At 54.9% G+C, this 20,104-nt stretch carries 20 protein-coding genes and 2 tRNA genes; 14 read left to right on the top strand and 8 right to left on the bottom strand.

Annotated elements, in window-relative coordinates:
• Positions 1-6: 6 nt before the first annotated feature.
• Positions 7-94: transfer RNA gene (locus tag DD597_RS02300), tRNA-Ser, on the bottom strand.
• 253 nt (positions 95-347) lie between these two features.
• Here DD597_RS02300 and DD597_RS02295 point away from each other — a divergent pair.
• Positions 348-866 (top strand): LuxR C-terminal-related transcriptional regulator, encoded by a 519-nt coding sequence (locus DD597_RS02295; RefSeq protein WP_003858117.1) that lies wholly within the window; start codon positions 348-350, stop codon positions 864-866.
• 40 nt (positions 867-906) lie between these two features.
• Here DD597_RS02295 and DD597_RS02290 read toward each other — a convergent pair whose 3' ends face one another.
• Positions 907-2,520 (bottom strand): mechanosensitive ion channel family protein, encoded by a 1,614-nt coding sequence (locus tag DD597_RS02290; protein WP_032608975.1) that lies wholly within the window; start codon positions 2,518-2,520, stop codon positions 907-909.
• A 173-nt stretch (positions 2,521-2,693) separates the two neighbouring features.
• Here DD597_RS02290 and DD597_RS02285 point away from each other — a divergent pair, with 173 nt between their 5' ends.
• From DD597_RS02285 to DD597_RS02275, 3 genes are read left to right on the top strand one after another with little or no spacing between them, the layout of a single operon-like run.
• Positions 2,694-3,701: an ABC transporter substrate-binding protein gene (locus DD597_RS02285; protein ID WP_022650752.1), complete on the top strand. Its 1,008-nt coding sequence runs from the start codon at positions 2,694-2,696 to the stop codon at positions 3,699-3,701.
• Positions 3,698-4,729, top strand: a complete 1,032-nt coding sequence (locus DD597_RS02280; RefSeq protein WP_022650751.1) for an iron ABC transporter permease — start codon at positions 3,698-3,700, stop codon at positions 4,727-4,729. Before DD597_RS02285 ends, DD597_RS02280 begins: the two co-directional genes overlap by 4 nt.
• The gene (locus DD597_RS02275) at positions 4,726-5,487 is read left to right on the top strand and encodes an ABC transporter ATP-binding protein (RefSeq protein WP_048208978.1); all 762 of its coding nucleotides are present in this window, start codon (positions 4,726-4,728) and stop codon (positions 5,485-5,487) included. The genes DD597_RS02280 and DD597_RS02275 overlap by 4 nt, the downstream gene beginning before the upstream one ends.
• 60 nt (positions 5,488-5,547) lie before the next feature.
• Here DD597_RS02275 and DD597_RS02270 read toward each other — a convergent pair.
• Positions 5,548-5,635 (bottom strand) — tRNA-Ser (locus tag DD597_RS02270).
• 144 nt (positions 5,636-5,779) lie between these two features.
• On the bottom strand, positions 5,780-7,408 hold the full coding sequence (locus tag DD597_RS02265) for an ABC transporter substrate-binding protein (RefSeq protein WP_047054450.1): 1,629 nt from the start codon (positions 7,406-7,408) through the stop codon (positions 5,780-5,782).
• 270 nt (positions 7,409-7,678) lie between these two features.
• Between DD597_RS02265 and yccA the strand changes: the two genes are divergently transcribed.
• The gene (gene yccA, locus DD597_RS02255; RefSeq protein ID WP_003858127.1) at positions 7,679-8,338 is read left to right on the top strand and encodes an FtsH protease modulator YccA; all 660 of its coding nucleotides are present in this window, start codon (positions 7,679-7,681) and stop codon (positions 8,336-8,338) included.
• 89 nt (positions 8,339-8,427) lie between these two features.
• On the top strand, positions 8,428-8,757 hold the full coding sequence (gene tusE / locus DD597_RS02250) for a sulfurtransferase TusE (RefSeq protein WP_032610197.1): 330 nt from the start codon (positions 8,428-8,430) through the stop codon (positions 8,755-8,757).
• Here tusE and yccX read toward each other — a convergent pair.
• Positions 8,754-9,035: an acylphosphatase gene (gene yccX, locus DD597_RS02245; RefSeq protein ID WP_003858131.1), complete on the bottom strand. Its 282-nt coding sequence runs from the start codon at positions 9,033-9,035 to the stop codon at positions 8,754-8,756. The genes tusE and yccX overlap by 4 nt on opposite strands.
• Before the next feature lie 93 nt (positions 9,036-9,128).
• On the opposite strand from yccX, the gene rlmI reads away from it, so the two are divergent.
• Positions 9,129-10,319 (top strand): 23S rRNA (cytosine(1962)-C(5))-methyltransferase RlmI, encoded by a 1,191-nt coding sequence (gene rlmI, locus DD597_RS02240; protein WP_022650747.1) that lies wholly within the window; start codon positions 9,129-9,131, stop codon positions 10,317-10,319.
• 60 nt (positions 10,320-10,379) lie between these two features.
• Positions 10,380-10,697, top strand: coding sequence for a heat shock protein HspQ (gene hspQ / locus DD597_RS02235; RefSeq protein ID WP_003858136.1), 318 nt, complete (start codon positions 10,380-10,382; stop codon positions 10,695-10,697).
• Between the two features lie 32 nt (positions 10,698-10,729).
• Here hspQ and DD597_RS02230 read toward each other — a convergent pair whose 3' ends face one another.
• Positions 10,730-11,143: a CoA-binding protein gene (locus DD597_RS02230; protein WP_003858138.1), complete on the bottom strand. Its 414-nt coding sequence runs from the start codon at positions 11,141-11,143 to the stop codon at positions 10,730-10,732.
• Positions 11,144-11,314: 171 nt separating this feature from the next.
• On the opposite strand from DD597_RS02230, the gene DD597_RS02225 reads away from it, so the two are divergent.
• Positions 11,315-11,977 (top strand): DUF2057 family protein, encoded by a 663-nt coding sequence (locus DD597_RS02225; RefSeq protein WP_022650746.1) that lies wholly within the window; start codon positions 11,315-11,317, stop codon positions 11,975-11,977.
• 80 nt (positions 11,978-12,057) lie between these two features.
• Positions 12,058-12,516: a methylglyoxal synthase gene (gene mgsA / locus DD597_RS02220; protein ID WP_003858146.1), complete on the top strand. Its 459-nt coding sequence runs from the start codon at positions 12,058-12,060 to the stop codon at positions 12,514-12,516.
• Positions 12,517-12,569: 53 nt separating this feature from the next.
• Here mgsA and helD read toward each other — a convergent pair whose 3' ends face one another.
• Positions 12,570-14,624, bottom strand: coding sequence for a DNA helicase IV (gene helD, locus DD597_RS02215; protein ID WP_022650745.1), 2,055 nt, complete (start codon positions 14,622-14,624; stop codon positions 12,570-12,572).
• A 122-nt stretch (positions 14,625-14,746) separates the two neighbouring features.
• Here helD and DD597_RS02210 point away from each other — a divergent pair, with 122 nt between their 5' ends.
• Positions 14,747-15,193 carry a YccF domain-containing protein gene (locus DD597_RS02210; protein ID WP_003858149.1) on the top strand — a complete coding sequence of 149 codons (447 nt, stop codon included), beginning with the start codon at positions 14,747-14,749 and terminating at the stop codon, positions 15,191-15,193.
• Positions 15,194-15,211: 18 nt separating this feature from the next.
• Positions 15,212-17,374, top strand: coding sequence for a YccS family putative transporter (yccS, locus tag DD597_RS02205; protein WP_129255915.1), 2,163 nt, complete (start codon positions 15,212-15,214; stop codon positions 17,372-17,374).
• Here the strand turns inward: yccS and DD597_RS02200 are convergent.
• Positions 17,331-17,957, bottom strand: coding sequence for a TfoX/Sxy family DNA transformation protein (locus DD597_RS02200; RefSeq protein ID WP_023315767.1), 627 nt, complete (start codon positions 17,955-17,957; stop codon positions 17,331-17,333). The genes yccS and DD597_RS02200 overlap by 44 nt on opposite strands.
• 217 nt (positions 17,958-18,174) lie before the next feature.
• On the opposite strand from DD597_RS02200, the gene sulA reads away from it, so the two are divergent.
• Together sulA and ompA are read left to right on the top strand one after the other, a co-directional pair.
• Positions 18,175-18,684 carry an SOS-induced cell division inhibitor SulA gene (sulA, locus tag DD597_RS02195; RefSeq protein ID WP_032610196.1) on the top strand — a complete coding sequence of 170 codons (510 nt, stop codon included), beginning with the start codon at positions 18,175-18,177 and terminating at the stop codon, positions 18,682-18,684.
• Positions 18,685-19,040: 356 nt separating this feature from the next.
• Entirely contained in the window at positions 19,041-20,093 is a 1,053-nt protein-coding gene (gene ompA, locus DD597_RS02190; protein WP_120783682.1) for a porin OmpA, read from the top strand.
• Positions 20,094-20,104 lie beyond the last annotated feature (11 nt).

Raw genomic sequence — 20,104 nt, 5'->3', positions numbered from 1 at the left:
CGAATTTGGCGGAAGCGTAGAGATTCGAACTCTAGAACCCTTTCGGGTCGCCGGTTTTCAAGACCGGTGCCTTCAACCGCTCGGCCACGCTTCCAAAGTGAGGCGCACTATAAACATCTCTGAGCATGATGTAAAGCACGAATTTGCATAACATTACACGTCTTCCGTCCTCCCCTTCCGTCCCGCTGATTTCTTCGCCATCGACTGGCTAAAATGTAAACATTTATTTTTACATTCATAACGTTTATTAGATTCGCGGGTGGTCATTTAGACTCTTTTTCGCACAACACTCATTAACCGTAGATCACTGCGTTAAGAGATAGCCATGACTTTATTTAACGACGATTATGAATTTTTTATTTATCAGTGATAACTATTACCTTTGCCATGGTGTATCAAGCTCCCTGACATCAACCCATTTGATTCGCGATGACGCGGATATTCACGATCTTGATGGGGTCGATCAGGCGATGGATTTTATCATTGCGATTGAACAGGATAAGTTACGCAATAAAACCATTCGGCAGGTCAAAAAAGTTAAGCGTGATTACATTGTCCTGATGCATGAGATAGAAGCCAACCGCGCAGTGAGAATCGATAATATTATCTATTCGTCGATGCATTTTACTGCTCACCCTTTTCAGCAGCTGATGCGCTTTTACCGGGCGCTCAGAACACACTCCTTTACGCGACGAGAATATGACGTGCTGAAGCTGTTTCATTTGGAAAACCATGAGATCGCGAAAAAGCTGCAATTGTCACAAAAAACGACCAGCACCTACCGCGTGAGGATCCTCGAGAAATTAAATATGCGCTCAAAAAACATTCTGGCGATGACCCGTGTAAAATCGGCGATCGTCGATTAAAAGCTGTAACATTTTGCCTTGCCACGGAAAAACCGGGCCGTCACGTTTCGCCCTGAGGGGGTTTGGCTGGCGCGGTATACCAGTTCTCTTTGGCAACCATCACGCTGCCCTCTGGCTGCATAACAAAATTCGGGGACATGATCTGCACGTTAAATTCGTTAAACACATCCTGTATCTGGCTATGCAGTTCATTGCGGGCAACCGCGAGGGACTGATCGGGCAGCAGGCGGACCTGCAATTCGTAAGCGATATACCAGTCCATTAACCCTAACTGGCGCACCAGCGGCGGCTCGGAAAGGTCAATCCCTTTTGCCCGTTTCGCGGCCAGCTCCAGCATGGCATGCACCTGACGCCATGGGGTGTCATAACCGATAGTGACGCTGACCGTCAGATTGAGGCTGCCATCGGGCTGTAGCGCGCTCAGGTTGGTGATCTTACCGCTCACCACCACCGCGTTGGGCACGGTAACGACATAATTTTCCCGGGTAATAATTTTGGTCGCCAGCATGCCAATTTCACTGACCTTACCTTCGTTATCCGCCACCCGAATGACATCGCCTTTACGCAGTGCGCGGGAGTAAATCAGGACCAGACCGCTCATGGCATGGTTCATCACCCCTGCCGAACCCAGCGTTAACATCAGTCCAAAGAAGACGCTAATACCTTTAAACGCCAGCGAGTTTGCACCGGGAAGAAACGGCCAGGCGGCGGAGAGAGCAAATAGCCAGACGGCAACGGAAATGAGCTTACGGGTAGCCCCCACGGTTTCCGGATGTACGCCGGGAAGTTGCAGACGACCAGCCTCCACCTGATTCAGCACCATCTTAAGAAGCTTCAGAATAAAAGCGGTAATGAGGAAAATGATCAGAACAATCGTCAGCCCCGGCAAGGCCGAGACAATCGCCAGGGCGATTTGCTGCACCACGCGAAGCGTCCAGTCTCCCAGCGACGTGCCCCACACCCGCGTCCACGGAAACAGACTGAATGCCCAGCTCAGCCAGACGTAAAAGCCGATCAACCCCAGCAGGAACATCAGCAAGGCGTAAAGCCGAATCTCAATGGCGCCAATGTACCGCCGCCAGCTTTGCGGCACCCGGCTGCGATTCTCCACAATACGCCGACGGTAGACGCGCCGGAACCAGCGCCAGGATCGCCACGCGCCGTAGCAGAGCAGCAACAGCGCCAGCAGGCCAGCGGCAGCTTTTACCGTCGACAGCGCCAGCCAGCCGGAATCGTATTGATCGCGCAGCGCCATTCTCTGTGCTTCCATGCGCGCCAGCACGCGCTGTGCGGCCTGATCGAGGGTAAGATCGTCCCCTTCGTCCAAATCCCCTTCCGTCAGCAGCATCACAGGTTTACCGTTCATCACTATCAGCCGTCCCTGCTGGTTATAGCGGGTCACGGGGACGATGCTGAGCGGCTCACGCACATCCGCCTCGGTAAAATTGCGCAGGGTGTTGCGGATGCGTAAAACGCGCTCTTCCGGCGTGGTCAGGCCAAATTTCGCCTGTAGCATGACGATGGGCTGATGGAAGATATAGACCGTTCGGGCGCGCTCCTGCTCCGTAGGCGCCTGGCGGGGCTCTGCGGCATACGATGAGAAGGCGCTCAGGGCGGCAAAACAGAACGCAAACGCGAGCAGGATCTTTTTCATCCTCACTCCCCCAGGTCAGAAATCTTGTTATTTTTCAGGCAACCCGCGAATGCCAGGTGGGTATGTTGAGAATAGTCCAGCCTTTCGTTTCTGCAACAAGCGACGGTGAGCGTGTTGCTCTCAATCGCAATATATGTATTATGTTATAACATAACAATTTCGGATAGCGTTCTATGTTACTTAAAAAAGGGTTATTTCTGGCTTCACTGCTCTCCATGGCACCTGCCGCTTTCGCCGCAACCACCTGGCCTCTCACGATTGAAAATTGCGGCGTAAAGCAGACCTTTACGCAGGCTCCTCAGCGCGTCGTGACCGTGGGTCAGCATGAAACAGAATTACTGCTCGCACTGGGGCTGGAGAAAACCATCGCCGCGACGTCAGTCTGGTTCGGCACGCTGCCACCCACGCTGGAGGATGCCGGGAAAAACCTCCCCCGGCTTGCGGATAATTCCCCCTCCTTTGAGGCCGTGGTAGGGCAGAAACCTGAACTCGTTCTCGCGCAGTATCACTGGCACATTGGTCCGCAGGGAGAAGTGGGAACCCGTGAACAGTTTGCGTCGCTGGGGATTAATACGTGGATCTCCCCTGCCGACTGCACGGATAAAACGGTAACGGAAACCTCAAACGCAGACGGAGCACGTAGCGCGCCGTTTTCACTGGCGGAAATTACGCGGGAAGTGACAGATCTGGCGACGATTTTTGATGTTTCCGCGCGAGGTGAGCAGCTCAATCGTGCGCTGGCGGAGCGTATTAAAAAGGCCCAGGCGCGCGCCTCCGCGAAACAACTTAGCGTCGTATTCTGGTTCTCCAGCAGCCGTCTGAATGGCGATCCCTGGGTGGCGGGGAATTACGGCGCGCCTGGCTGGATTAGCCGCACGCTGGGGTTGAAGAACATTATTGACTCTCACGACGAATGGCCCGCTGTAACGTGGGAACATATTGCCCGATCGCAGCCGGACGTGATTGTTATCGCCGGGATGTCCCGCAGGCTCTATCCTGCCGATGAGGTTGAGGTAAAAAAAGCGTTCTTGCGCAGTGACCCGGTGACAAAGAACATGCCTGCGGTCAGGAACAACCACATCATCGTGGTGCCAGCGATGTCGTTAAACCCTTCATTGCGTAACGTCGATGCGGTTGAGCTTATCAGCGATCGGCTGGCTTCTTTCCAGGATGAACAATGAGTCATTTCGCTTTTGACCGCCGCCAGCAGGGTTTACTGGCAGCAGGTGCCATGGCGCTGCCGCTGATGCTGGTCTTTGCCGCCAGTATCGGGGATATGCCGGTGTCGTATGCCAGTACCGGGAAAGCGATCCTCAACGGACTGGGTTTGACCTCTTATGCGTTGCCGCAAACGGAGGAAGGTATCGTCTGGCAATATCGCATGAGCCGGGCAGTAATGGCCGCGTGCAACGGCGGCGGCCTGGCGATGTGCGGGCTGGTGTTACAGTCGATCCTGCGTAACCCTCTGGCTGAGCCTTATCTGCTGGGGATTTCCGCGGGCGCCTCGCTGGGGGCCGTCTGCGTGATGCTTCTCGGCATGGGGGGAAGCGTGATTGGCGTGAGCAGCGGTGCGTTTGTCGGCTCATGCGCCGCCTTTGCGCTCATCATGGTGATAACAAACGGGATGAGTGAAAGCCCGTCGCGCATTTTGCTGGCTGGCATTGCGGGCACCCAGCTCTTCAACGCCATGACCGCGTACGTCGTCAGCACGTCCGCCAATGCCGAGCAGTCCCGTAGCGTCATGTTCTGGCTGCTGGGAAGTCTGAGCGGCGTGCGCTGGCCTGACGCGCTGCTGGCGCTGGCCGTTACGCTGGCGGGTTTACTGGTGGTATTGCTCTTTTCACGGGCGCTGGACACCTTCACCTTCGGGGATGAGGTCTCCACCACGCTGGGGATCCCGGTTACCGCCGTGCGTATTGTCTTATTGCTGACCTGTGCCATTGTTACCGCAACGCTGGTGAGCGCCACCGGCGCAGTGGGGTTTGTCGGGCTGGTCATTCCCCATGTGACGCGCATGCTATGCGGGCCGGGCCATCGTCGCTCGATCCCGCTGACGTTTCTTATCGGCGCCCACTTTATGATCCTCGCCGATATCGTCTCACGCACGCTGATTGTGCACCAGGTTCTGCCCATCGGGGTAGTGACTGCGCTGGTGGGCGCCCCCGTCTTTGTGGCGTTGCTTTATCAAAACCGAAAGGAGCATCCATGAATATTACTGTGGCCGGGTTAACCGTAACCCGACAAGCGCAGACGGTGCTTAAGAATATCGATCTCGACCTGCCATCCGGGCAGATTATCGGCCTGTTAGGGCCAAACGGCTCGGGCAAGTCGACGCTGCTGCGCTGTCTCGCCGGGCTGTTTCCACGACTCGGCGAACGCGTGGCGCTTAATGGCACAACGCTCGGCATGATGCCGCTGAAAAAACGCGCGCAGCACATGGCGTTTGTCCCGCAACATGCTGAGGTCGACGGAGAACTGACCGTTGAGGACATTGTCAGACTGGGGCGTACGCCCTACCGGAAAACATTCCAGAGAACCTCGCGCGACGATGAGGCTGCGGTTGAGCAGGCGATTGGCCTGATGCAGTTATGCCGCTTACGCCAGCGGCGATGGCACTCTTTGTCTGGCGGAGAGCGCCAGCGAAGCCAGATAGCCCGCGCGCTGGCCCAGCAGCCGCAGGTGCTGTTGCTCGATGAACCGACAAACCACCTGGACATTCAGCACCAGCTGGAGCTGATGCGGCTCGTTTCACAGCTGCCGCTTACGGTGGTGGTTGCACTGCACGATCTCAATCTTGCAGCCAATTATTGCCAGCGTCTGATCCTCCTGAAGGCCGGGCAGATCGCCGCCACGGGCGCGCCCGAAGCGGTTCTGACGCCGGCAAACATTGAGGACACCTGGTGCGTAAAAGCTCAGGTCTGCAAGGCCGACGCCGGGATCACGATAAGCTACAACATGGTGGCATGACGGAAGACTGGCGCAAAAGCAAAAACCCCTGCGATATTGCTATCGCAGGGGTTTCGAATTTGGCGGAAGCGTAGAGATTCGAACTCTAGAACCCTTTCGGGTCGCCGGTTTTCAAGACCGGTGCCTTCAACCGCTCGGCCACGCTTCCTAAGTGAGGCGAACTATAAACACCTCACCGCGCGCTGTAAAGAGTGCGCGCATTCGTTCGCTTTAAAAATAGCCAAAATGCGTTTAATCGGTTGAATAGACGACAGATTGGCCGTTTTGACAGCATAATATCCACCGCGGATCGTTAGTGCTTTTTGATGTACATATCTTTGGTGTAGTAGTACCCGAGCTTGTCTGGCGTGAAGCCCCCTACCCACGGTTTCACCAGGTGCGTGCGCACGTAATGATAAACAGGGATCGCCGGGACATCGCGTCCCAGCAGATCTTCTGCCTGCTGGTAGAATTTACCGCGCTCCTCCGCCGTTTTCGATTTCGCCGCGTTCACCAGTGCCCGATCGTAGTCCGGATTGCTGTACTGAGTGGTGTTTTGGCTGTCCCCGGTACGGAAGTTGTTCAGGAAGGTTGCCGCATCGTCGTAATCGGCAATCCAGGCGTAGCGTACCGCGTCAAAATTATGGGTGTGCATGGTATCAAGCATGGTTTTCCACTCCTGATTTTGCAGCTTCGCCTCCACGCCGAGGTTCTTCTTCCACATTGAGCTGGCGGCAATGGCAATACGCTGGTGCGATTCCGAGGTGTTATAGAGGAGATTAAAGCTGAGCGGATGGCTGTCGTTAAATCCGGCTTCGGCCAGCAGCTTTTTCGCCTCGGCAATGCGTTTATCCATCGGCCAGCTGGCGTAATCCGGGTTCTGGAGCTTGACGCCGCCAATATCCGGCTGGCTGATGAGCCATGCCGGGCGCTGACCCTGCCCTAATACTTTATCGGCGATAATGTCTTTATCCAGCGCCAGGTTCAGCGCCTTGCGCACGCGGGCGTCGTTGAACGGCGGCCGGGTGGTGTTGAATTCGTAATAATAGGTGGCAAGCTGCGGCGATACATCCAGCTCGCTCCCCAGCGTTTTCTTCAGCTGAGCAAACTGGTTGATCGGCACCGTGTAGACAATGTCGATTTCGCCCGCTTTGTAGCGGTTAACGTCAGCAGCTTCAGAGGAAATGGGCAGATAGGTCACCTTGTTAATGACGGTATGTTCGTTATCCCAATATTTCGGGTTACGCACCGCCACAATGCGTTCGTTAACCACCCACTGTGACAGTTTATAGGCCCCGCTGCTGACGAAGTGCTCCGGTTTGGTCCACTTATCACCGAAACGGCCTACCAGGACTTTATCAATTGGCACCAGAGACGGGTGAGCCAGCATCGCCAGGAAAGCGGCGTTAGGTTGCGTGAGCGTCACTTCCAGCGTGGTGTCATTGATGGCTTTCACCCCCAGCGACTCGGGCGCTTTTTTGCCTTCTGCGATATCAGTGCCGTTGACGATACGCATACTACCGGGATAGCTGGCATACGGAGAGGCGGTTTTCGGGTCGACCAGCCGCTGCCAGCTCCAGACAATATCTTCCGCGGTGATGGGGGTTCCATCGCTCCAGGTAATGCCCGGGCGCAGATGGAACGTCCAGACGGTGTTGTCTTTATTTTCCCATTTCTCCGCCAGGCGCGGCTGGATTTCACCTGCCGGAGAGACGCTGACCAGCCCGTCGAATAAATCGCTGATAATATTGAATTCGACATCGCTTTCGACTTTATGCGGGTCGAGCGAGGCGGGTTCACTGCCGTTGTTCCTGACCAGTTCCTGCTTATCTGCCAGCTGGGTTCCTGCCGGCACGTTAGCCGCCCAGGTTGCCGTGCTGGCGCACAGGATCCCTGCGGTTAACAAAGAGAGTGTAAAGTGCGTGCGTGTTTGTGGTTTCATTTCCTTCGCCTTATTGTCTGTTTTTATGACGATCCGGAAATAACTCTTAGCGGCCTTAGGGAAATAACGCAATATTTTTCAGTGACCTATAAGAGGTTGATCTGAATACGCCCTACAAACCGCACTTCATTCTGAGTACAAAGGCTTTGCCAGAATAAAAAACCAGCATAATCCCTAAGGGGCTGAGTAAAGATGGGTAAAACCACTTTGCGTCTGCCGCGCCGTTTCCTATTCTTTGCGCTAATTACATCTGTCATAAGAGAGTGACTCATGGATCGTATAATTACTTCTTCACGCGACCGCACATCGCTACTCAGCACCCATAAGGTGCTGCGCAATACCTATTTCATGCTCAGCCTGACGCTGGCGTTTTCGGCGATCACCGCAACGGCCAGCACCGTACTGATGCTGCCTTCTCCAGGCCTGATCCTGACGCTGGTGGGTATGTACGGTCTGATGTTCCTGACCTACAAAACCGCGGATAAACCGGTGGGGATTCTCTCCGCGTTCGCCTTTACCGGCTTCCTGGGCTACATTCTGGGGCCAATCCTGAATGCCTATCTGTCTGCCGGAATGGGCGACGTGATTGGTATGGCGCTGGGCGGTACCGCGCTGGTGTTCTTTTGCTGCTCGGCCTACGTGCTGACCACCCGTAAGGACATGTCCTTCCTTGGCGGTATGCTGATGGCGGGTATCGTGATTGTACTGGTCGGTATGCTGGCGAACATCTTCCTGCAATTGCCTGCGCTGCATCTGGCAATCAGCGCGGTGTTTATCCTGATTTCATCCGGCGCAATCCTGTATGAAACCAGCAACATCATTCACGGCGGTGAGACGAACTATATCCGCGCCACCGTGAGCCTGTATGTGTCGCTGTACAACATTTTTGTCAGCCTGCTGAGCATCCTGGGCTTCGCCAGCCGCGATTAACACACCGTGCTGTGAACAGGGCCCCGCTTATGCGGGGCTTTGTTTTTTTTGGTAAACTTAGGCGGTTTTTGACTAACGCGTGAATGAATATGTTGAGTTTTGAAGGCAAAGAGATCGAAACCGATAACGACGGTTATCTGAAAGAGAGCAGCCAGTGGAGCGAAGCGCTGGCGGAGAAAATTGCGGATAACGAAGGAATTACCCTCTCCCCGGAACACTGGGAAGTGGTGCGCTTCGTGCGAGAATTTTACCTTGAATTCAACACGTCGCCAGCTATCCGCATGCTGGTCAAAGCCATGGCGAATAAATTTGGCGAAGAGAAAGGCAACAGCCGTTATCTGTATCGCCTGTTTCCGAAAGGCCCGGCTAAACAGGCGACAAAAATCGCCGGCCTGCCAAAGCCGGTAAAATGCATTTAATAGCGAATACTGAAGTCAGCGTATTCCCGGCCGGGTTGATGCGGTTCCGTTAGCACCTTATCAACCCGCGCGCTGCGCGGCCCGCCCGCTTTCAGCCACGCCACCAGCTTCTCAACCCGATCCGCCTCACCGCAGGCCACAACCTCCACGCTGCCATCATCCATGTTACGCGCATACCCCGTCAGCCCGAGCTGAAGGGCTTCGCGCTGGGTGCTGTAGCGGAATCCGACGCCCTGTACAAGGCCATGGACCCAGGCAATGGTGCAAACATTTGACATCATCCTTCTCCTTATCCGACTGGCGCGTTGCATTTCCTCACTGAAGTCGGGAAAATGGCGGCCATTTCATTGGAATCGACAGAATAGCAAATTATGAGTGTACGTTTAGTGTTAGCCAAAGGGCGCGAGAAGTCATTACTGCGCCGTCATCCCTGGGTCTTTTCCGGCGCGGTTGCCCGCATGGAAGGTAAAGCCAGCCTCGGTGAAACCATCGATATTGTTGACCATCAGGGGAAATGGTTAGCACGCGGCGCATACTCGCCTGCATCTCAGATCCGCGCGCGCGTCTGGACGTTCAATAAAGAAGAAGCCATCGATATCGACTTCTTTGTCCGTCGTCTGCAACAGGCGCAGCAGTGGCGTGAGTGGCTGGCAAAGCGTGACGGGCTGGACAGCTATCGTCTGATTGCCGGAGAGTCCGACGGGCTGCCGGGCGTGACCATCGACCGCTTCGGCAATTTCCTGGTGTTGCAGCTGCTGAGCGCCGGGGCGGAATACCAGCGTGCCGCGCTGATTAGCGCCCTGCAAACCCTGTTCCCGGAATGTGCCATTTACGACCGCAGCGACGTGGCGGTACGTAAAAAAGAGGGCATGGAGCTGACGCAGGGCCCGGTCACCGGCGAACTGCCGCCTGCCCTGCTGCCTATCGAGGAGCACGGCATGAAGCTGCTGGTGGACATCCAGGGCGGCCATAAGACCGGTTATTATCTCGACCAGCGTGACAGCCGTCTGGCAACGCGCCAGTACGTTGCCGATAAGCGCGTGCTGAACTGCTTCTCTTATACCGGCGGCTTTGCGGTCTCTGCCCTGATGGGCGGCTGTGCCCAGGTTGTGAGCGTCGACACCTCACAGGAAGCGCTGGATGTGGCGAAACAGAACGTTGAGCTGAACAAGCTGGATCTGAGCAAAGCGGAGTTTGTGCGCGACGACGTGTTCAAACTACTGCGTAAATACCGCGACCAGGGCGAGAAATTTGACGTCATCGTGATGGACCCGCCGAAGTTTGTGGAAAATAAAAGCCAGCTGATGGGCGCCTGCCGTGGCTATAAAGACATTAACATGCTGGCGATCCAGCTGCTGAACCCGGGCGGCGTACTGCTGACGTTCTCCTGCTCTGGCCTGATGACGACAGATTTATTCCAAAAAATCATCGCCGATGCCGCAATAGATGCGGGTCGTGATGTACAATTTATAGAGCAGTTCCGTCAGGCCGCCGATCACCCGGTGATCGCTACCTACCCGGAAGGGCTGTATCTGAAAGGGTTTGCCTGTCGCGTCATGTAACTTGAAAAGAGAAATATTGCCCGCACATAGTGTGTATGTAATGTTTCCCGGGAGGTGACTATGATTGCCAGCAAATTCGGTATCGGCCAGCAGGTCCGCCACACCTTGCTTGGATATTTGGGTGTGGTCGTGGATATCGACCCGGAGTATTCCCTTGATGAACCGTCAGCAGACGATCTGGCCGTTGACGCAGAGCTTCGCGCCGCGCCCTGGTATCATGTGGTTATGGAGGGCGACGATGGTCAGCCTGTCCATACCTATCTTGCCGAAGCGCAGCTGAGTGGTGAACTACAGGATGAGCATCCGGAACAACCCACTATGGACGAGCTTGCTCAGACCATCCGCAAACAGTTACAGGCACCAAGACTGCGTAACTAAAGGTGTAAAAAAGCCCGTCAAACGGGCTTTTTTTATTTTGCCAGCCCCAGACGGGGAATATCGATTGCCGGACAGCGATCCATCACCACTTTCAGCCCGGCATCGCGTGCCAGCACGGCCGCCTGCTCATTAATCACGCCCAGTTGCATCCACAGCGTTTTCGCGCCAATGGCGATCGCTTCCTGCGCCACGCCCCAGGCCGCTTCTGAATTACGAAAAACGTCCACCATATCCACCTTTTCCGGCACGTCCGCGAGCGTCGCATAACCCTGCTGACCCAGCAGCGTTTTCCCCGCCACCTTCGGCGAGACCGGGATCACGTGATATCCCTGGTCCAGAAGGTATTTCATGACCCGATAGCTTGGGCGATCCGGTTTATCGCTCGCGCCGACCAGCGCGATAGTGCGCGTGGTCGTCAGAATCTCGACAATGTCGTTCTCTTTCATGCTGTTCCTCCTGGTTTTTTTCAAAGTGTACGTCAAAGCGAACATCTCAACCACGCATCCCATACAGAAGTATGAGGGCAAAACGGCAGAATATGTCTATATGTTAGTAAACGTGTTTATCGAAAAATTTTGATACATTCTTACCGGGTAGTTTGTCTACAGGAGTCTGCTATGAAAACCGGCATTGCCTGGGCTGTGGTTGCGTTAATCATGCCGGTTTGTGTTTTCGCAACTACTCTCAGACTCACAACCGACATTGACCTGCTGGTGCTGGACGGGAAAAAAGTCTCCAGCTCCCTGCTACGGGGCGCAGACAGCATCGAGCTGGATAACGGCCCGCATCAGCTGGTTTTTCGGGTGGAAAAGACCATTCGCCTCGCCGACGACGAACAGCAGGTGTACATTTCGCCTCCGCTGGTGGTCAGCTTTAATACCCAGCGTATCAGCCAGGTCAATTTTCGTCTCCCGCGCCTTGAGACAGAAAAGGAGTCACTGGCATTTGATGCCTCGCCGCGCATTGAACTGGTGGACGGGGATTCCATGCCCATCCCGGTAAAGCTGGATATTCTGGCGCTGACAAAAAGGCCAAAGGGAACTGACTATGAAGCGGACACCGAGACCTACAACAGGGCCAGCAGGCGCGCCTCGCTGCCCCAGTTCGCCACCATGATGGCGGATGACAGTACCCTGCTTTCGGGCGTATCGGAGCTGGATGTACTCCCCCCTCAGTCGCAGACCCTTACTGAGCAACGTCTCAAGTTCTGGTTCCAGAATGCCGATCCGGACACGCGCGCCCGTTTTCTGCAATGGGCAAAACAACAACCTTCGTCGTAAGCCACATTTTTTTGTCCTTTCTCTTGCAGCATCAGTCAGTTCCCGTCATCGTGTAGCGAGGTAACCTCACGGATAAGATTATGGAACTGACAACACGCACACTTCCGGCGCGCAAGCACATTGCTCTGGTTGCGCACGATCACTGTAAACAAATGCTGCTTAACTGGGTTCGTCGCCATCAGCCTCTTTTACAGCATCATGCCCTTTCTGCTACGGGAACAACCGGCAACCTGATCCACCGCGAAACCGGTCTGGAAGTGAATGCCATGCTGAGCGGCCCGATGGGGGGTGACCAGCAGGTAGGCGCTCAGATTTCAGAAGGTAAAATTGACGTTCTTATTTTCTTCTGGGATCCGCTGAACGCGGTTCCGCATGATCCGGACGTTAAAGCGCTGCTGCGTCTGGCGACGGTGTGGAACATTCCGGTAGCCACCAATCTTTCAACGGCAGATTTCATCATTGAATCGCCGCAGTTTAACGATCCGGTGGAGATTTTGATCCCGGATTATCAGCGTTATCTTGCGGAGAGACTGAAGTAGTTTTTTGCCCGGTGGCGCTGCGCTTACCGGGCCTACAGAATTTGCCCGGCGCGTTACGGCTTTCTCGCCACCGGCACGTCAATACTCTTCAAAATATCGACAAACACCGACGGCTCCTCTTTGTTGAACAAGAGCCACACGCGATGGCGCGCGCGGGTTATCGCCACGTACAGTAAGCGCCGCTCCTCTGCATCCGGGAAATCTTCCGGAACAGGTAATAACGCCTCTTCCATCACGGATTCCCGCGCCGGCGCCGGGAAACCGTCGCTCCCCTCTTTTAGCCCCACCACAATCACGTAGTCGGCCTGCTGCCCTTTACTGGCATGAATGGTCATGAAATCGAGCTGTAGTTTTGGCCAGCGCGTCGCCGCTTTTTCCAGCGCCGTCGGCTTGAGGTGGTGGTAACGCGCCAGCACCAGAATTCGTTCATCCGGTTTCGCATAGCCGCTCAGTTTATCCAGCAGCGGTTCCAGCTGATCGTCCGCCAGCAGCGTGACGGCCTTTTTATCCCCAGACCTCAGGCTGTTAAGCGGTTTCGACAGCTGATGCGGGTTCTGCTGAATAAAACGGTTGGCTATTTCGCCAATCCGCGAGTTGAAGCGGTAGGTGGTGTCCAGATCGCTGCGATCGCCTTCCCCAAAATAGTGGTGGAAGGCCGTCGTGAGAGAAAGTTGCGCCCCGCTGAAACGGTAGATAGCCTGCCAGTCATCGCCCACGGCAAACAGCGACGTGTGTTTATTCTGCGCCCGCAGCGCCGAAAGCAGCGCAGCGCGCTGCGGCGAGATGTCCTGAAACTCATCCACCAGAATGTGTTTCCACGGGCTGACGAAGCGCCCTTTCTCCAGAATGATAATGGCCTGATGGATCAGCCCCGAAAAATCGACCGCGTTTTCGTCTTTCAGCGCGGTTTTCCACGCTTTCAGCATCGGCGCCATCAGCTTAACCCGCTTAGAAAACACGGCGCGGATCGACTCCGGTGCGCTTTCTATCATCTCCGCCTGAGAGCCGCCGTGCATGCGCATCAGGCTTACCCACCGGTCAAGACGAGAGCCCAGCCGGCGCGCCAGCTTTTCATCCTGCCAGAAGCTGCCCTCCGGCACCTCCCAGTTGAGTTCCTCTTCAAGCCACTGACGCCAGCCTTTCGCCTGCGCCTTTTTTTCACTGCACTGCTGACGCCATGCCTTGATAAACAGCGTCTGGCGAGCCTGAGCGTCGTTCTCCAGCTTGCTGACAACAGGGACTTTTTTGCTGCCCTGTTGAATGATGTGTAAAGCGAGGGAGTGGAACGTGCGCGCCGAGATATCCTGGGTATGCAAACGCGCCTGAATGCGCTCATCCATCTCCTGCGCCGCCTTGCGACCAAAGGCCAGCAGCAAAATCTGGTCGGCAACCGCCTCGCCCGTTGTCAGAAGCCAGCCCGCGCGTGCCACCAGCACCGACGTTTTGCCGCTCCCGGCGCCTGCCAGCACTAAAAGAGACTGCTCGCCATTCACCACGGCGCGCGCCTGGGCAGGATTGAGGGGCGATGATTCCACCGTACTGAAAAAATCGGCATATTGCGTAAGCATCGCCTCAGTCCAGGCCTGGTTATGCGCCAGACGGCTTTTCTCGATATCGTTCAGCCAGGCCTGACACTTCCGCCACGCGTCGCGGCAGTTATCAAATTCCTCAAGCCGCGCCACCGGTAAAGGCAATGCCGTCAGCGCCTGGGCAATTTTATGCTGAAGCCCGGCGGTTTGCTGGCGCGTCAGCCACTTCTGCTGCGTATTGCTTAGCGCGATATCGTCCAGCACCTGTTGCAGCACCTGTGCGGCTATCACGCTCATCTCCTGGCTCCACTGTTGCCAGCGCGTGTTCAGATGGTAGTGGAAGCGTTGGGTTTCCGCCCACTCGGTCCCGTGGAGTCGCACCACTTTGTCTGCCGGCAAGACGAACTCCAGCTCCCCCCATACCAGCCCTCGTTTACAATGAATGGCCAGTAGCTGATTAAACGGAATAAGATATTCGTGGCGTTCCCCGGAGACTTTCACTCCCGCATTGAGAAGGACAACCTTGTCGTAAGGGTGCTGCGCCAGGCGTTTGCCCATTGAAGTTGCTTTCAGTTCCATATCCTGCCGGATCCACGAGGTCATAATTTGTCAGACAGTTTAACTGCCAGTTTTAAGGTGCTCCAGCCCAAAAAAACGTTACAATCACCGGGCGTTAATCATATCGAAGGAAATGAGGGTTTATGCGTACCGTTCTGAATGTGTTGAATTTTGTCCTTGGCGGTTTTGCCACCACCCTTTCCTGGCTTTTTGCCACCCTGGTGAGCATTGTGCTCATCTTCACCCTTCCGCTGACGCGCTCCTGCTGGGAAATCACCAAACTGTCCCTCGTTCCTTATGGAAATGAAGCCGTGCACGTGGATGAGCTGGAGCCGGAAAGAAAAAATGCCCTGATGAATACCGGCGGCACGCTGCTGAATATTTTATGGCTGATCTTCTTTGGCTGGTGGCTGTGTCTGATGCATATTTTCGCCGGCATCGCCCAGTGCATTACGATTATTGGCATTCCGGTTGGCATCGCTAATTTCAAAATTGCCACCATCGCCCTGTGGCCGGTAGGACGCCGAGTTGTCCCGGTCGAAGTCGCGCAAGCCGCGCGTGAAGCCAATGCCCGTCGTCGTTTTCAGTAATAAGGACTGGCCGCTCTCATGCTAAGCCCCCTGCTTCGTCGCTATACATGGAACAGTAACTGGCTGTATAACGTCAGGATTTTTATCGCCCTCTGCGGCACCGTCGCTCTGCCGTGGTGGCTGAATGATGTGAAGCTCACCATCCCCCTCACGCTTGGGGTGGTGGCCGGTGCGCTGGCGGATCTCGACGACCGCCTGGCCGGTCGTTTGCGTAATCTGGTCATCACGCTGGTCTGCTTCTTTATTGCTTCCGCCTCCGTTGAGCTGCTTTTCCCGTGGCCCTGGCTGTTTGCCTTAGGGCTGACGGTGTCCACCAGCGGCTTCATTTTGCTCGGCGGCCTCGGGCAACGCTACGCCACTATCGCGTTTGGCGCCCTGCTGATTGCCATTTACACCATGCTGGGCGTCTCTCTTTACGAGCAGTGGTATCAGCAACCGGTCCTGCTGCTGTTGGGTGCTATCTGGTATAACCTGCTGACCTTAACCGGGCATCTTATTTTTCCGGTTCGTGCCTTACAGGACAACATTGCCCGCAGTTACGAACAGCTGGCCCACTATCTGGAGCTGAAATCCCGGCTGTTTGATCCGGATATTGAAGAGGACAGTCAGGCGCCCCTGTACGATCTGGCGCTGGCAAATGGCCAGCTGGTCGCCACGCTGAATCAGACCAAAGCGTCTCTGCTCACCCGTCTGCGCGGCGATCGCGGTCAGCGCGGTACACGGCGCACACTGCACTACTATTTTGTCGCCCAGGATATTCACGAGCGCGCCAGCTCCTCGCATGTGCAGTACGCTGACCTGCGCGAGAAATTCCGCTATAGCGACGTGATGTTCCGTTTCCAGCGCCTGCTGTCGATGCAGTCTCAGGCCTGCCAGCAACTTGCGCGCTCAATACTGCTGCGCACGCCCTATCAGCACGACCCGCGCTTTGAACGCGCATTCAGCCACCTGGATGCGGCGCTCGATCGCGTTCAGGCCAGTGGGACATCACCGGAACAGTTCAAAGCCCTGGGATTCCTGCTCAACAACCTGAGAGCCATTGATGCTCAGCTCGCCACCATTGAGTCTGAACAGGCGATGGCGATGCCGGGCAATGACGCTGACAACCAGCTTGCCGACGACAGTCTCAACGGTTTCAGCGATATGTGGCTGCGCCTGAGCCGTCATTTTACGCCGGAATCCGCCCTCTTTCGCCATGCGGTAAGGATGTCGCTGGTACTGTGCGTCGGCTACGCGTTTATCCAGATAACAGGATTGCACCACGGCTACTGGATCCTGTTGACCAGCCTGTTTGTCTGCCAGCCGAACTATAACGCTACCCGCCATCGGCTCGCGCTGCGTATTGTCGGGACATTAGTCGGGGTCGCCATCGGGCTGCCGGTGCTCTACTTTGTGCCATCCGTAGAAGGGCAACTGCTCCTGATTGTGATTACCGGTGTACTGTTCTTCGCTTTCCGCAATGTGCAGTATGCCCACGCCACGATGTTCATCACGCTGCTGGTGCTGCTCTGCTTCAATCTGCTGGGTGAAGGCTTTGAGGTGGCCCTCCCCCGTGTGATTGACACGCTAATCGGCTGCGCCATCGCCTGGGCGGCGGTGAGTTTTATCTGGCCTGACTGGCGTTTCCGAAATTTACCGCGCGTGTCCGACAGAGCAATGAACGCCAACTGCCGCTACTTGGATGCTATTCTTGAGCAATACCATCAGGGTCGCGATAACCGTCTGGCCTATCGGATTGCCCGTCGCGATGCGCATAACACTGACGCAGAGCTGGCTTCCGTTGTCTCGAATATGTCAACTGAGCCGCGCGCTACGGCAGAAATCCGTGAGACAGCCTTCCGCCTGCTGTGTCTGAACCACACGTTCACCAGCTATATCTCTACCCTTGGCGCCCACCGAGAGAAACTGACGAATCCGGACATCCTGGCGCTGCTGGACGACGCCGTTTGCTACGTTGATGATGCGCTTCATCATCAACCTGCGGATGAGCCACGGGTTCACCAGGCACTGGATGAACTGGTGCAACGTATCGCACACCTTGATCCAGGCACCGACAACAAAGCTCCACTGGTCCTTCAGCAAATTGGCCTGCTTATCGCTTTGCTGCCGGAAATTTGTCGGCTGCGACAGCAGATCGCTACCTGGCGGAATGATGGCCCTGCGACTCAGGCAGCGCATTAAACCACTCCGTAAGCTCCCGGCGAATATCCGCCGGGAGTGCCGCTTCATGTAACCCTTCAATCGCGCCTTCAAGCGCGAACAATACCCGGATACTCAGCGCTTTATTCTTCGAGCGCATTTTCAGCCAGCTCGTCTTCGCCCCCAACTGTCGTAGCGTCTCTTCATTGGTAATGCCCGCCTCCATAAGCAGGACCTCAATCTGAAAGGTCAGGTTCGGCAGATCTTTAAGCCGGTTACGCTGATGGCGCTGGTAGCGCTCTTTCCTGGCGGCATCGAGCGCAAACGAGGAGAGCTGAAGCAGTTTTTCCCTGTTTTGCCACAGACCTTCGTCCACACGGTAGTAATTAAGCAGCACTGGGCGTCCTCGTTTCATCAGGGTCAGAAAAGAGGAAGCGTTTTTTACACAGTATTTTGCACTTTGCTCACAGGCGCGAAGGTACAGCTCGCCGTCAGACACCATCGCGAACACCGCTTCATCCACGGCCAGGGTATAACCGCCAAACAGGGCGCGATGATGAATTTCGCCCAGCGGAGAGAGGTATTCTTGAGATTGATAAATCCGCTCATAAGATATCTTTTTCATGATAATTCCATTAAAAATCATACAGTAACCACGATATTTCTTACTAACGGATCCGTTAGCAGGAAAATAGGCAACTTATTGCCGTTGGGCAAGATGATTTTTTCATGTTCACCAGGAATGGATGAAATTTGCGAGTCGCTTTCCGAAAATGAGGTTGATCTTTATGCATACAGGGGTTACTGTATATCCATACAGTAACTACAGGGCTGGAATGATTATGTACACTTCAGGCTATGCAAATCACTTAACACCTTCTACTTCTGCCGCAGGCAATGCTGCGCAGAATTCTATCGGGCGTGAATCGACAGGGCTTATCAGTGAAGTGGTTTACCGTGAAGACCAGCCGCTGTTGACACAACTCTTACTCCTGCCGCTTTTGCAGCAGCTCGGGCAACAGTCTCGCTGGCAGCTCTGGCTGACGCCACAGCAAAAATTAAGTCGCGAATGGGTTCAGTCGGCTGGGCTGCCGTTAGCGAAGGTGATGCAGATTAATCAACTCTCCCCTTGCGATACGGTCGAGTCGATGGTCCGGGCATTACGTACCGGGAACTATAGCGTCGTGATTGGGTGGTTGCCTGAGGATCTGTCGCAAGAAGAACATTTGCGTCTGACTGAAGCGGCTGAAGAAGGTAACGCGATGGGTTTCATCATGCGGCCAGTTCGTGGAGATTCCTATCGCAGAGGACAACATCCCGGGCTAAAAATTCACTCAAATGTGTACCATTGAGTGATTTTAAGAGTTTTCCTGGAATTTTTTTCGACCGCAGTATGCAAAAAAAGTTCAACGCGCCAAAACTGCGGCAAGGCTTGTCTGACGCGGTTCTCGTTAATTTTACTGCACAAAATTCGTTCAAAAATTGTTAAATATTAGGTATACGGAACTTTTTTTTTCATATGCCTGACGGACTTCACACTTGTAAGTTTTCAGCTACGTTGTAGACTTTACATCGCCAGGGGTGCTCGGCCTAAGCCGAAGATATCGGTAGGTTTATATTTGACCACGCCCCCCGGTGAAGGATTTAACCGTGATTCCTCCGATGGAGATATTCATGGCAAATTTTGGATGATAACGAGGCGCAAAAAATGAAAAAGACAGCTATCGCGATTGCAGTGGCACTGGCTGGCTTCGCTACCGTAGCGCAGGCCGCTCCGAAAGATAATACCTGGTATGCAGGTGGTAAACTGGGCTGGTCTCAGTTCCATGACACCGGTTGGTACAACAGCAGCCTGAACAACGATGGCCCTACTCACGAGAGCCAGCTGGGTGCAGGTGCGTTCGGTGGCTATCAGGTTAACCCGTATGTTGGCTTTGAAATGGGTTACGACTGGTTAGGTCGTATGCCTTACAAAGGCGACAACGTAAATGGCGCTTTCAAAGCTCAAGGCGTACAGCTGACCGCTAAACTGGGTTACCCAGTAACTGACGATCTGGACGTGTACACCCGTCTGGGCGGCATGGTATGGCGTGCAGACTCCAGCAACAGCCGTGCTGGTGACGACCACGACACGGGTGTTTCCCCAGTATTCGCTGGTGGCGTTGAGTGGGCAATGACCCGTGACATCGCTACCCGTCTGGAATACCAGTGGGTTAACAACATCGGTGACGGTGCTACCGTTGGCGTTCGTCCAGACAACGGCATGCTGAGCGTTGGTGTTTCTTACCGTTTCGGTCAGCAGGAAGATGCGCCAGTCGTAGCTCCAGCTCCGGCTCCAGCGCCAGAAGTACAGACCAAGCACTTCACTCTGAAGTCTGACGTTCTGTTCAACTTCAACAAAGCTACCCTGAAACCAGAAGGTCAGCAGGCACTGGATCAGCTGTACACCCAGCTGAGCAACCTGGATCCTAAAGACGGTTCTGTAGTGGTTCTGGGCTTCACCGACCGTATCGGTTCTGACGCTTACAACCAGGGTCTGTCTGAGAAACGTGCTCAGTCTGTAGTTGATTACCTGGTATCTAAAGGTATCCCAGCTAACAAGATCTCCCCACGTGGTATGGGCGAATCTAACCCAGTTACCGGTTCTACCTGTGACAACGTGAAACCACGCGCTGCACTGATCGACTGCCTGGCACCAGATCGTCGCGTAGAGATCGAAGTTAAAGGTATCAAAGACGTTGTAACTCAGCCTGCGGCATAAGTTATCGTCTT

It is taken from the genome of Enterobacter cloacae complex sp. 677-3DZ2D5B, from assembly GCF_004136695.1.
GTDB classification, from domain to species: domain Bacteria; phylum Pseudomonadota; class Gammaproteobacteria; order Enterobacterales; family Enterobacteriaceae; genus Enterobacter; species Enterobacter hormaechei_C.
The sequence above is the reverse complement of the archived record's forward strand: the minus strand, read 5'-3'. Positions and strand labels throughout refer to the sequence as shown.

Coding starts and splice junctions, on each gene's coding strand:
- DD597_RS02230 (WP_003858138.1), bottom strand. CDS start 11,143: ATGAAAGAGAACGACATTGTCGAGATTCTGACGACCACGCGCACTATC.
- DD597_RS02290 (WP_032608975.1), bottom strand. CDS start 2,520: ATGAAAAAGATCCTGCTCGCGTTTGCGTTCTGTTTTGCCGCCCTGAGC.
- tusE (WP_032610197.1), top strand. CDS start 8,428: ATGTTGAGTTTTGAAGGCAAAGAGATCGAAACCGATAACGACGGTTAT.
- helD (WP_022650745.1), bottom strand. CDS start 14,624: ATGGAACTGAAAGCAACTTCAATGGGCAAACGCCTGGCGCAGCACCCT.
- DD597_RS02265 (WP_047054450.1), bottom strand. CDS start 7,408: ATGAAACCACAAACACGCACGCACTTTACACTCTCTTTGTTAACCGCA.
- sulA (WP_032610196.1), top strand. CDS start 18,175: ATGTACACTTCAGGCTATGCAAATCACTTAACACCTTCTACTTCTGCC.
- ompA (WP_120783682.1), top strand. CDS start 19,041: ATGAAAAAGACAGCTATCGCGATTGCAGTGGCACTGGCTGGCTTCGCT.
- DD597_RS02275 (WP_048208978.1), top strand. CDS start 4,726: ATGAATATTACTGTGGCCGGGTTAACCGTAACCCGACAAGCGCAGACG.
- mgsA (WP_003858146.1), top strand. CDS start 12,058: ATGGAACTGACAACACGCACACTTCCGGCGCGCAAGCACATTGCTCTG.
- DD597_RS02200 (WP_023315767.1), bottom strand. CDS start 17,957: ATGAAAAAGATATCTTATGAGCGGATTTATCAATCTCAAGAATACCTC.
- DD597_RS02295 (WP_003858117.1), top strand. CDS start 348: ATGAATTTTTTATTTATCAGTGATAACTATTACCTTTGCCATGGTGTA.
- yccS (WP_129255915.1), top strand. CDS start 15,212: ATGCTAAGCCCCCTGCTTCGTCGCTATACATGGAACAGTAACTGGCTG.
- DD597_RS02225 (WP_022650746.1), top strand. CDS start 11,315: ATGAAAACCGGCATTGCCTGGGCTGTGGTTGCGTTAATCATGCCGGTT.
- hspQ (WP_003858136.1), top strand. CDS start 10,380: ATGATTGCCAGCAAATTCGGTATCGGCCAGCAGGTCCGCCACACCTTG.
- DD597_RS02280 (WP_022650751.1), top strand. CDS start 3,698: ATGAGTCATTTCGCTTTTGACCGCCGCCAGCAGGGTTTACTGGCAGCA.
- yccX (WP_003858131.1), bottom strand. CDS start 9,035: ATGTCAAATGTTTGCACCATTGCCTGGGTCCATGGCCTTGTACAGGGC.
- yccA (WP_003858127.1), top strand. CDS start 7,679: ATGGATCGTATAATTACTTCTTCACGCGACCGCACATCGCTACTCAGC.
- rlmI (WP_022650747.1), top strand. CDS start 9,129: ATGAGTGTACGTTTAGTGTTAGCCAAAGGGCGCGAGAAGTCATTACTG.
- DD597_RS02210 (WP_003858149.1), top strand. CDS start 14,747: ATGCGTACCGTTCTGAATGTGTTGAATTTTGTCCTTGGCGGTTTTGCC.
- DD597_RS02285 (WP_022650752.1), top strand. CDS start 2,694: ATGTTACTTAAAAAAGGGTTATTTCTGGCTTCACTGCTCTCCATGGCA.